Annotated in this window: 9 protein-coding genes and 1 riboswitch; all 9 genes read left to right on the forward strand. The window is 71.6% G+C overall.

What is annotated here, in order from left to right:
* Positions 1 to 358 precede the first annotated feature (358 nt).
* On the forward strand, positions 359 to 1,090 hold the full coding sequence (locus tag ACGFI7_RS28905) for a GNAT family N-acetyltransferase (RefSeq protein WP_393409932.1): 732 nt from the start codon (positions 359 to 361) through the stop codon (positions 1,088 to 1,090).
* Between the two features lie 63 nt (positions 1,091 to 1,153).
* Positions 1,154 to 1,735 (forward strand): CDP-alcohol phosphatidyltransferase family protein, encoded by a 582-nt coding sequence (locus ACGFI7_RS28910; RefSeq protein ID WP_393409933.1) that lies wholly within the window; start codon positions 1,154 to 1,156, stop codon positions 1,733 to 1,735.
* Positions 1,736 to 1,739: 4 nt separating this feature from the next.
* Positions 1,740 to 4,241, forward strand: coding sequence for a sugar phosphate nucleotidyltransferase (locus ACGFI7_RS28915; protein WP_393409934.1), 2,502 nt, complete (start codon positions 1,740 to 1,742; stop codon positions 4,239 to 4,241).
* A gap of 257 nt (positions 4,242 to 4,498) precedes the next feature.
* The gene (locus ACGFI7_RS28920; RefSeq protein ID WP_148031965.1) at positions 4,499 to 5,011 is read left to right on the forward strand and encodes an FHA domain-containing protein; all 513 of its coding nucleotides are present in this window, start codon (positions 4,499 to 4,501) and stop codon (positions 5,009 to 5,011) included.
* A gap of 23 nt (positions 5,012 to 5,034) precedes the next feature.
* Entirely contained in the window at positions 5,035 to 5,661 is a 627-nt protein-coding gene (locus tag ACGFI7_RS28925) for a MerR family transcriptional regulator (protein WP_393409936.1), read from the forward strand.
* Between the two features lie 106 nt (positions 5,662 to 5,767).
* Complete coding sequence (locus ACGFI7_RS28930) at positions 5,768 to 6,238, forward strand: bifunctional nuclease family protein (RefSeq protein ID WP_270156498.1); 471 nt, start codon at positions 5,768 to 5,770, stop codon at positions 6,236 to 6,238.
* A 148-nt stretch (positions 6,239 to 6,386) separates the two neighbouring features.
* The gene (locus ACGFI7_RS28935; RefSeq protein WP_393410529.1) at positions 6,387 to 7,007 is read left to right on the forward strand and encodes a MerR family transcriptional regulator; all 621 of its coding nucleotides are present in this window, start codon (positions 6,387 to 6,389) and stop codon (positions 7,005 to 7,007) included.
* Between the two features lie 51 nt (positions 7,008 to 7,058).
* Positions 7,059 to 7,150, forward strand: a riboswitch (glycine riboswitch).
* 153 nt (positions 7,151 to 7,303) lie between these two features.
* The gene (gcvP, locus tag ACGFI7_RS28940) at positions 7,304 to 10,135 is read left to right on the forward strand and encodes an aminomethyl-transferring glycine dehydrogenase (protein ID WP_393409937.1); all 2,832 of its coding nucleotides are present in this window, start codon (positions 7,304 to 7,306) and stop codon (positions 10,133 to 10,135) included.
* 182 nt (positions 10,136 to 10,317) lie between these two features.
* Positions 10,318 to 11,169 carry a tetratricopeptide repeat protein gene (locus ACGFI7_RS28945; RefSeq protein WP_393409939.1) on the forward strand — a complete coding sequence of 284 codons (852 nt, stop codon included), beginning with the start codon at positions 10,318 to 10,320 and terminating at the stop codon, positions 11,167 to 11,169.
* Positions 11,170 to 11,484 lie beyond the last annotated feature (315 nt).

Below are 11,484 nucleotides of genomic sequence, written 5' to 3' on the forward strand. Positions count from 1 at the left end.
TGCCCCCGAGCTTGGCTCGGACGCGACCTCCGCCCCCGAGCTTGGCTCGGGTCCGGACGCGGCTCCCGCTCCGGAGGCGGCCTCCGCGCCCGCTCCGGAGGCGGGTCGCGCGCCGGAGGCGGCCTCCTCCGTGGGCGCCGCCCCCACCTCAGGTGCCGCCCACATCCCGGCCGCGCCCTCTGCTCTCCCGCCGGACGCGGGTCTGGCGCCGGAGGTGGGATCCTCCCCGGCCGCGCCTGCTGCCTCTGCTTTCGCGCCGGACACCGCTCGGGCCCACGACTCCGGTCGGGGGCCGGCCTCAGAGCAGGGGGCGGGGGTGGAGCAGGGACGGGGCTCGGGCGGGGGTGGGGAGCTGGTTGTGGTGGTGGAGTTTCTGCGGGGGTTCGCGCGGAGGCGGGCGCCGCGGGTGGTGCCGGTGCCCGGGGGGTTCGCGGTGCTCGACGCGCGGTACGCGGCCTCGTACGACGACAACAAGCTGCTGGTGTGGCACGGCGAGGACCCCGCGCCGGTGCTGGCCGCGGCGGATGAGGTGCTGGCGGACCGGGGGCACCGGCTGGTGTGCGTGGACGACGACCGGCTGGGCCGGGCGTTCGCGCCCGCGTTCGCGGCGGCGGGTTACGAGCACGAGGAGAACGTGCTCATGGTCCACCGGGGCGGCCCGCCTGAGGTCCCGTACGCCGAGGAGCTCTCGCTGGAGACGCTGCTGCCGGTGCTCAGGGAGACCTGGCGTGAGACGCTTCCCGAGGTCGGCGACGAGGCGATCGAGCAGCTCAGCCGCCGGTCGGAGACCCGGCTGCGGGGCGCCGACAAGGTCGTGTTCCGAGGCGTACGAGGCGCGGACGGTGAGCCGGCCGCCCGCGCCGACCTGTACGTGCACGACGGCGTGGCGCAGATCGAGGACCTGGTCACCGGGATGCGCCACCGGGGCAGGGGGCACGCCCGCGCGCTGATGCTCTCGCTGCTGGCGGAGGCCACCGCGGCGGCCGGGCTGGTGTTCCTCGTGGCCGACGCGGCCGACTGGCCCAAGGAGTTCTACACCCGGCTCGGTTTCGAGGAGATCGGCCGTACCCACTCCTTCCTCCGCGCCTGAGGAGGCGCGGTTGGCCGGATGCGGCCCCGCTGGGCTGGGAGTTCGCGCAGTAGGGTCTGGGGCGTGAGTGAAACTTCCGCCGAGGACCGGATCTGGACGGTTCCCAACCTGCTGAGCTTCCTGCGCCTCCTGGGCGTGCCCGTGTTCCTGTGGCTGGCTCTGGGACCGCGGGCGGACGGGTGGGCCCTCGGGGTGCTGGCGGTGGCCGGGTTCACCGACTGGCTCGACGGGAAGATCGCTCGGGCGTTCAACCAGACCAGCCGGCTCGGGCGGCTGATCGACCCGGCCGCCGACAAGCTGTACGTGGCCGCGACCATCGTGGCGCTGCTGGTGCGGGAGATCATCCCGTGGTGGCTGGTGGCGGTGATCCTGGCCAGGGAGTTGTTCGTCCTCTGTTCCTTCCCCGTCCTCCGCAAGCATGGCTACCGCGCACTTCAGGTGCATTTCCTGGGCAAGGCCGCCATGTTCAACCTCATGTACGCCTTCCCTCTCCTCTTCCTCGCCTCCCACACCGGGTGGTATGCCGAAATAGCCCGCATCGCAGGATGGGCCTTCGCGCTGTGGGGAACGGGCCTTTACTGGTGGGCCGGTGTGTTGTACGTGATACAGGTGCGCCGGCTCGTGACCGCGACCACGAAGGAGTGAGCGGGTGAAGGCGGTTGTCATGGCGGGCGGCGAAGGCACCCGGTTGCGGCCGATGACGGCCAACCAGCCCAAGCCCCTGCTCCCCGTGCTCAACCGTCCGATCATGGAACACGTGCTGCGCCTGCTCAAACGGCACGGCATCACCGAGACCGTGGTCACGGTGCAGTTCCTGGCCGCGCTGGTGCGCAACTACTTCGGCGACGGCGACGAGCTCGGCATGCGCCTGCAGTACGCGACCGAGGACGTGCCGCTGGGCACCGCGGGCAGCGTCAAGAACGCCGCGGCCCGGCTGCACGACGACCGCTTCCTGGTGATCTCCGGCGACGCGCTCACCGACATCGACCTGACCGACATGATCCGCTTCCACCGCGACACCGGGGCGCTCGTCACGATCGGGCTCAAACGGGTGCCGAACCCCCTGGAGTTCGGCATCGTCATCGTCGACGAGGCCGGCCGGGTGCAGCGCTTCCTGGAGAAGCCCACCTGGGGCCAGGTCTTCTCCGACACCGTCAACACCGGCATCTACGTCATGGAGCCCGAGGTGCTGGGCGACGTCCCCGCCGGTGAGCCCGCCGACTGGTCGGCCGACGTCTTCCCCCGGCTGCTGGAGCGCGGCGCCCCCATCTACGGCTACGTGGCCGAGGGCTACTGGGAGGACGTCGGCACCCACGACAGCTACCTCAAGGCCCAGGCAGACGCCCTGTCCGGCAAGGTCAGGCTCGACATCGGCGGCTTCGAGGTCTCGCCCGGCGTCTGGGTGGCGGGCTCCGCCTCGGTCGAGCCGGACGCGGTGCTCAAGGGCCCGCTGTTCGTCGGCGAGTACGCCAAGGTCGAGGCCGGGGCCGAGCTGCGGGAGTACACCGTGCTCGGCAACAACGCGGTGGTGCGCGAGGGCGCCTTCCTGCACCGCGCGGTCGTGCACGACAACGTCTACCTCGGCCCCGGCACCCACCTGCGCGGCTGCGTGATCGGCAAGGCCACCGACGTGATGAGCGGGGCCCGCATCGAGGAGAACGCGATCATCGGTGACGAGTGCGTCATCGAGGCGGAGGCGTACGTCTCCAGCGGGGTCAAGATCTACCCCTTCAAGACCATCGAGGCCGGCGCGGTCGTCAACACCAGCGTCATCTGGGAGTCGCGCGGGCAGCGCGGCCTGTTCGGCCCGCGCGGCGTCAGCGGGCTGGTCAACGTCGAGATCACGCCCGAGCTGTGCGTACGGCTGGCCAGCGCGTACGCCACCACCCTGAAGAAGGGCGAGCACGTCGTCATCTCGCGCGACTCCTCGCTGGCCGCCAGGGCGCTCAAGCGGGCCGTGATCGGCGCGCTCAACGCCAGCGCGATCAACGTGCACGACCTGGAGGCCGCGCCGCTGCCGGTGGCGCGCTTCCACACCTCCAGGGGCACCGCGGCGGGCGGCATCACGCTGCGCACCACCGCCGGCGACCCGCAGAGCGTCGACATCGTCATCATGGACGACCGCGGCGCCGACCTGTCGCCCGGCGCCCAGCGCAAGCTGGAGCGGGTGTTCTCGCGCCAGGAGTTCCGCCGCGCCTTCCCCGGCGAGATCGCCGAGCTCACCTACCCGGCCAGGGCGGTCGAGGACTACGCGCACGAGCTGCTGCGCCGGGTCGACATGACCGGCGTGCGCGGGATGAAGGTGGTGGCCGACTGCGCGGGCGGCACCTCCTCGCTGGTGCTGCCGAGGCTGCTCGGCCGGGCCGGGATCGAGGTGCTCACCGTCAACGCCGTGCTGGACGACCTGTCGCCCACCGAGACCATCGCCGAACGCCGCCGCGACCTGCAACGGCTGTCGGAGCTCGTCAGCTCCTCGCGCGCGGCCTTCGGGGTCCGGTTCGACCCGGTGGGGGAGCGCATCGCCCTGGTCGACGAGCAGGGCCAGCTCATCAGCGAGGAACGGGCCCTGCTGGTGGTCCTGGACCTGGTGGCCGCCGAGCGCCGGGGCGGCCAGGTGGCGCTGCCCGTCACCACCACCCGGGTCGCCGAGCAGGTGTGCCGCTTCCACGGCGTGCAGGTGCGCTGGACCTCGACCGCCGTCGACGCGCTCACCTCCGCCGCCGCCGACCCGGGCATGATCTTCGCCGGTGACGGGCGGGGCGGCTTCGTGGTGCCCGAGTTCAGCCCCGCGATCGACGGGCTGGCCGCCTTCATGCGGCTGCTCGGGCTGGTCGCCCGCACCCGGCTCTCGCTCAGCCAGATCGACGCCAGGATCCCCGAGGCCAGGCTGCTCAAGCGGACGATCCCGACGCAGTGGGCGGCCAAGGGGGCGGTGATGCGCTCGGTCATCGAGGCGGCCGAGGCCAACCCCGACGGCTACCGGATCGACACCACCGACGGGGTGCGGGTGGTCGGCGACGACGGCAGCTGGGTGCTCATCCTGCCCGCCGCCACCGAACCGGTGACCGATCTGTGGGCCGAGGCGGCCGACGTCGACACCGCCCAGCTCTTGCTCGAAAACTGGGCCCGGGTCGTCGAGCAGGCGACATGATCCACACAGCACCGCGTCTTGTCCGCGATTTGTCGGGAAGGACCGCAAGATCGTAATGTTAGAACGCGCGGCGGCATGGACCTTCAGGTGGGGGCGGTTGTAACTTTGTCAGCGTCCGAACCTGTCGTCCAGCGCCCCGCCTTGACCTTTGCCGCTGATCAGCGTAAGTTGCGGCATTCGCAAAAACGTGAAGAGCGAAGCGAGGCGCGCCCCGAGCACCGTTGCCGCGACTTCGCGGTAGGAGGCCGAGCCGATCGATGCCGAGCGTCTACTGCACGCAGTGCGGGCATGCCAACCCCGAGGATGCCCGTTTCTGTTCCCGTTGTGGGACCCAGCTGACCAGACCCGAGGTCTCCGGGGACACCACATCGACGATCTCCGTCGCGGGAATAGAGGCGTACGAGGCTGAGACCGGCGACATGCTGCTGGCCGAGAGGGCGCTGGTCGAACAGCTCCCGCCCGGCGCGGCGCTGCTCACGGTCACCCGGGGGCCCAACCAGGGGAGCCGGTTCCGGCTCGACAAGGAGCTCACCACCACCGGGCGCCACCCGGAGAGCGACATCTTCCTCGACGACATCACGGTCTCGCGCCGCCACGTCGAGTTCTACCGCCACCGCGGCGGCCAGTTCTCGGTCCGCGACGTGGGCAGCCTCAACGGCACCTACGTCAACCGCGAGCGCATCGAGGAGGTCCCGCTCCACTCCGGCGACGAGGTGCAGATCGGCAAGTTCCGGCTGCTGTTCCTGATGCGGACCCCCGCCGGCGCATGAGCTCACAGGCGGCACGCTCGCACATGAGCATCGGGGAGGTGCTCGCCCTCCTGCAGGGCGAGTTCCCCGACGTCACCATCTCCAAGATCCGATTCCTGGAGGGTGAGGGGCTGATCGAGCCCGAGCGCACCCCGTCCGGCTTCCGCAAGTTCACCCACCTGCACGTCGAGCAGCTCCGCTACATCCTGACCGAGCAGCGCGACCATTACCTCCCGCTGCGCGTGATCAAGGACAAGATGGCCGAGAGCTTCGGCCGTCCCCGCGCCCTGCAGGACAAGCAGGAGGTCAGGCTCACCCGCGCCGAGCTGCTGGAGGCCGCCGCGCTCGACGAGGAGACGCTCACCGAGCTGGAGGACTACGGCCTGCTGGCGCCGGTCGCGCGGCGCTACGACGAGGAGGCGCTGAAGATCGCCAGGGCCGTGGGCGGGCTGGCCCGCTTCGGCCTGCACGCCCGCCACCTGCGGGCGGTCAAGGCGGCGGCGGAGCGGGAGGCGGGCCTGGTCGAGCAGACGGTCGCGCCCATCCTCAAACGCCGCAAACCCGGCGCGATCGGCGAGGCCGACGAGGCGGCCAGGGAGCTGTCCACGCTGCTGCTCGATCTGCACGCGGCGCTGCTGCGTACGGGGGTTCGTGGGGTTCTGGGCCGATGAGCGGCCTGCGGGACATACAGGGCCCAGCGGGTGTTACGTTGAAATGCAGAAGCGGACCAGCGATGACCTGAGCCGGGCCACCGGCCAGTCGAATATGGAGCAGCCCGTGTTGCAGATGGAGGTAGTGGGCGTTCGGGTAGAGATGCCCACCAATCAGCCGATCGTTCTGCTCAAGGAGGCACACGGGGACCGGTTCCTGCCCATCTGGATCGGCATGACCGAGGCGACGGCGATAGCGCTGGCCCAGGCCGACGAGCCGCCGCCCAGGCCGCTCACCCACGACCTGTTCAGGGACGTGCTGAGCGCCCTCGGCGTGGGCCTGCGCGCGGTCAACATCGTCGCCCTGCGTGACGGAATCTTCTTCGCCGACCTCGTGTTCTCCAACGGCGTAGAGGTGAGCGCGCGGCCCTCCGACTCGATCGCGCTGGCGCTGCGCACCGGCGCCCGCATCTTCGCCAGCGAAGAGGTGGTCCAGGAGGCCGGAGTGATCATTCCCGACGACCAGGAGGACGAGGTGGAGAAGTTCAGGGAGTTCCTTGACACGATCTCGCCTGAGGACTTCGGCCGGGCGGGGTAGGTATTTCAGTGCATTTACGCTTCACGACGCGCCGAGCCGGATCGTTGACTGAGCATGGTCACGGTCCTACGGTGCAAGTGAAACCCGTGGTCGACCTTTTACGAACCCCCAGATGAGACCACGGGATGAGAGAAAGCCGGAGGTCCGCGTGGCGGTCAGCAGCGGCGAGGGTAAGACGGCCGGCCAGGAAGATCCGGTGCGGCGCGAGAGTGCGCGGCAGCGTGCCGGAGAGCAAGGACTGCTCTTCGACGAACAGCCTGCCACGCTGCCGGACGACATCGGATACCGCGGGCCGACGGCCTGCGCGGCGGCCGGCATCACCTACAGGCAGCTGGACTACTGGGCGCGCACCGGCTTGGTGGAGCCCACGATAAGAGCCGCGCAAGGCTCGGGCTCCCAGCGCCTCTACAGCTTCCGCGACATCCTGGTCCTGAAAGTCGTCAAGCGGCTCCTCGACACGGGAGTCTCCCTCCAGCAGATCCGCACGGCCGTCCAGCATCTGCGCGACCGCGGGGTCGCCGACCTCGCGCAGATCACGCTGATGAGCGACGGCGTCAGCGTCTACGAGTGCACCTCGGCCGACGAGGTCATCGATCTTCTCCAGGGCGGGCAGGGCGTGTTCGGCATCGCGCTCGGCCGGGTCTGGCGCGAGGTAGAAGGATCCCTCGCGGAGCTGCCGGGGGAACGGGCGGCGGTCGCGGACGACGTCCCGGCCGACCATCCCGCTGACGAACTGGCCCGGCGACGGCGCGCGCGCCGCACCGGGTGACGCCCCGAACCACCCCGATCCGGGACGAGGCTGTAATCTAGGACATGCTGACGACCCCGTGCGGGAGAGACCCCGGCACGACCGGGGCGCCGAAGGAGCAACCCTCCCCGGAATCTCTCAGGCGCCTGTACCGCTCGGGTGAGGCAACTCTGGAAAGCAGGTGCGCCCGCCAGGCGCATCTCACCGACGGTGCAAGCCCTGTACGGGGTGAAGCTCTCAGGTCGTCATGACAGAGGGGGAGATCCGGCATAAGCCCGCGCCCAGCGCCGGTCTCCACAGCCTCGGGAGGCATCTCCATGACCGACCTGTCAGCACCGCCGTTCTCCAGCCGGCACATCGGGCCCGCACCGGCCGAGCAGCAGCGCATGCTCGAGGCCGTCGGCTTCGAATCGGTCGCCGACCTGGTGGGGGTGGCCGTGCCCGAGGCCATCAGGGCCAAGGACCGGCTCAAGCTGCCGGCCGCCGCGAGCGAGGCCGAGGCCATCACCGAACTGCGCGCCCTCGCCGGGCGCAACCAGGTGCTCACCTCGATGATCGGCCTGGGCTACCACGACACGGTCACGCCCGCCGTCATCCGCCGCAACCTGCTGGAGAACCCGGGCTGGTACACCGCCTACACCCCGTACCAGCCGGAGATCTCCCAGGGCAGGCTGGAGGCGCTGCTGAACTTCCAGACCGTCGTCTCCGACCTGACCGCCCTGCCCGTCGCGGGCGCGTCCCTGCTCGACGAGGCCACCGCCGCCGCCGAGGCGATGACGCTGGCCCGCCGCGCCGGCAAGGTCAAGAGCCCGGTGTTCGTCGTCGACGCCGACGCGCTGCCGCAGACCAAGGCCGTGCTGGCCACCCGCGCCGAGCCGCTCGGCATCACGCTCGTGGAGAGCGACCTGACCGGCGAGCTGCCCGAGTGCTTCGGCGTGCTCGTCCAGTACCCCGGCGCGTCGGGGCGGCTGCGCGACTTCCGCGCGGTGGCCGAGCGCGCGCACGCGGCCGGCGCGCTCGTCGTGGCCGCCGCCGACCTGCTGGCGCTCACGCTCGTGGCCGCGCCGGGCGAGCTCGGCGCGGACATCGCCGTCGGCTCCTCCCAGCGGTTCGGCGTGCCGTTCGGCTTCGGCGGGCCGCACGCCGCCTACATGTCCGTACGCGAGGGCCTGCAGCGCCAGATGCCCGGCCGCCTGGTCGGGGTGTCGGTCGACGCCGACGGCGCGCCCGCCTACCGGCTGGCCCTGCAGACGCGCGAGCAGCACATCCGCCGCGAGAAGGCCACCAGCAACATCTGCACCGCGCAGGTCCTGCTGGCCGTCATCGCCGGCATGTACGCCGTCTACCACGGCCCCGAGGGGCTGCGCCGGATCGCCCGCCGGGTCCACCGGCACGCCGCCGTGCTCGCCGACGGGCTGCGCCAGGGCGGCGTCGAGGTGGTGCACGCCGAGTTCTTCGACACCGTGCTGGCCCGGGTCCCCGGCCGGGCCGCCGCCGTCGTGGCCGCCGCGGCCGAGCGCGGCGTCAACCTGTGGCAGGCCGACGCCGACCACGTCTCCGTCGCTTGCGACGAGAAGACCGGCGCCGCCGAGCTCGTCAAGGTGTGGGCCGCCTTCGGCGTCGAGCGCACCTCCGCCCCCCTCGACGACGTGGCCGACGCGCTGCCCGCCCCGCTGCTGCGCGAGTCGGACTTCCTCACCCACCCGGTGTTCAACACCCACCGCAACGAGACCTCGATGCTGCGCTACCTGCGCAGGCTCCAGGACAAGGACATCGCGCTCGACCGTTCGATGATCCCGCTCGGCTCCTGCACGATGAAGCTGAACGCGACCACCGAGATGGAGCCCATCACCTGGCCCGAGTTCGCCGACATCCACCCGTACGCGCCCGAGGCGCAGGCGGTCGGCTACGGCGAGCTGATCCGCACGCTGGAGGGCTGGCTCGCCGAGGTCACCGGCTACGACCGGGTCTCCATCCAGCCGAACGCGGGCTCCCAGGGCGAGTTCGCCGGGCTGCTCGCCATCCGCGCCTACCACCGCGCCAACGGCGACACCGAGCGCGACGTGTGCCTCATCCCGTCGTCCGCGCACGGCACCAACGCCGCCAGCGCCGTCATGGCCGGCATGCGGGTCGTGGTCGTGGCCTGCGACGACGACGGCAACGTCGACCTGGCCGACCTCGACGCCAAGATCACCAAGCACAGCGACCGGCTGGCCGCCATCATGGTCACCTACCCGTCGACGCACGGCGTCTACGAGGAGGCCATCACCGAGATCTGCGCCAAGGTGCACGACGCCGGCGGCCAGGTGTACGTCGACGGGGCCAACCTCAACGCGCTCGTGGGCCTGGCCAAGCCGGGCGAGTTCGGCGCCGACGTCTCGCACCTCAACCTGCACAAGACGTTCTGCATCCCGCACGGCGGCGGCGGGCCCGGCGTCGGCCCGGTCGCCGTCCGCGCCCACCTCGCCCCCTACCTGCCGGGCCACCCGCTGCGCGACGGCTCGCCCGTCGGCCCCGTCTCCGCCGCTCCGTACGGCTCGGCCGGGATCCTGCCGATCTCGTGGGCGTACGTCAGGATGATGGGCAGCGAGGGCCTCACCGCGGCCACCGAGCAGGCCATCCTGTCGGCCAACTACCTGGCCCGCAAGCTCGCCCCGCACTACCCCGTCCTCTACACCGGCCGGGGCGGGCTGGTCGCCCACGAGTGCATCATCGACCTGCGCCAGATCACCAAGGAGACCGGCGTCACCGTCGACGACGTGGCCAAGCGGCTCATCGACTACGGCTTCCACGCGCCCACCATGTCCTTCCCGGTCGCCGGCACCCTCATGATCGAGCCGACCGAGAGCGAGGACCTGGCCGAGCTCGACCGGTTCGTGGACGCGATGATCGCCATCCGGGGGGAGATCGCCAAGGTCGCCTCCGGCGCCTACGACAAGACGGACAACCCGCTGCGGAACGCCCCGCACACCGCCGAGGCGCTCACCGCCGACGCCTGGACGCACCCGTACCCGCGGAGCGAGGCGGGCTACCCGGTGCCGTCGCTGCGCGAGGGCAAGTACTGGGTGCCGGTGCGGCGGATCGACCAGGCCTACGGCGACCGCAACCTGGTGTGCTCCTGCCCTCCGCTGGAGGCGTACGAGGACTGACCGCCGGTTTCGCCGTGGTCGTCCGGGCGGTCCCGCCTGGAGGCTTCCGGGCGGGTATCGCCAGGGTGCGGAACGGGGTAATGGGGATATATCGGGCGGTGGGTAGACCGATGGGCGCAACCGAGCAGACATGATCGCGAGAACTCGTTAGGCTCGGGGCGATCGTCGCCGAAGGAGCTCTCTTGACGTCATCAGAGCTGGAGACCCCGCCGCTCGACACCGCCCGCCGGCTGGCCGAAGGCGGTGACCTCGACGGCGCGGCCGCCATACTCGCCGAGCTCGCCGCCCAGCCCGACAGCCCCGACCAGGCCCAGGCCGCCGTCGGGCTGGCCGTGGTGCTCGACCAGCGGGGCGACGTCGAAGGGGCCCGCGCCGCGGCCCGGACGGCGCTGGCCACCGGTCATCCCGAGTTCGCCGCCCAGGCGGCCTGCCATCTGGCCCAGGGGTTCGAGCGCGAAGGGCGGCTGGAGCAGGCGCGCGGGGCCTGGCAGGCGGTGCTCGGCGTCGGCACTCCCGGATACGTTCCCCTGGCCCACCTGGCGCTCGCCCGGCTGGCCGGCGAGGTGGGCGACTACGACGAGGCCGAGGCCGAGCTGCGCGCCGCCATCGAGACCGGCTACCGGGCCGAGGACGGCGCCCCTCCGCCGGACGGCCCTGAAGGTGACATGGGCGCGCCCGTCGCGGAGGCGCGGGTGCACGCCGCGCAGCAGCTCGCCGACCTGCTGATCGAACGCGAGGAGCCGGGGGAGGCGGCGGACGTGCTGCTCGACGCCCTGGAGCACGCCTCCGGCGAGGACGCGGCCCGGCTGCGGGTCCAGCTCGGCATCGCGCACCTGGAGCTGGCCTGCGCGGAGTTCGCCGGGGCGCTGGAGGAAGGCGGCGAGGCGCAGGTGAGCGCGCTGGCGATCGAGCTGCTGGCGCGCACGCTCCCGCTGCGCGGCCGTGACGACGCGGCCGGCCAGGTGTGGGCGTACGGGCTGGAGCACCAGGACGAGACGCTGGCCTCCGAGGTCCGCCTCCGCTACGAACGCTGACGACGTTCGCTCGCGCGTTTCCGTATGACGCGTGAGAGGTCGAAGGCGGGGGAGCCTCGATGGGTCTGGGGCGGGTGTTCCGGGCGATGTGCGGGTCTGGCGCGGGGTGGGTCAAAGGCTTTTCGGGGAACCCCCTCGGGCTGGGCGCCGTGATGCGTGCCTGCGGCCCGCTCAGCCCGCCGTAGGCGGTTCGTCTCGGTCCGGCGGGTGTTTCCGGACGTGTGCGGGTCTGGCGCGGGGTGGGTCAAAGGCTTTTCGGGGAACCCCCTCGGGCTGGGCGCCGTGATGCGTGCCTGCGGCCCGCTCAGCCCGCCG

Source organism: Nonomuraea sp. NPDC048826 (assembly GCF_043198225.1).
Taxonomy (GTDB): domain Bacteria; phylum Actinomycetota; class Actinomycetes; order Streptosporangiales; family Streptosporangiaceae; genus Nonomuraea.

Excerpts from the sequence above, each read along its gene's own strand:
- ACGFI7_RS28920 (WP_148031965.1), top strand. The coding sequence starts at position 4,499 with ATGCCGAGCGTCTACTGCACGCAGTGCGGGCATGCCAACCCCGAGGAT.
- ACGFI7_RS28925 (WP_393409936.1), top strand. The coding sequence starts at position 5,035 with ATGAGCATCGGGGAGGTGCTCGCCCTCCTGCAGGGCGAGTTCCCCGAC.
- gcvP (WP_393409937.1), top strand. The coding sequence starts at position 7,304 with ATGACCGACCTGTCAGCACCGCCGTTCTCCAGCCGGCACATCGGGCCC.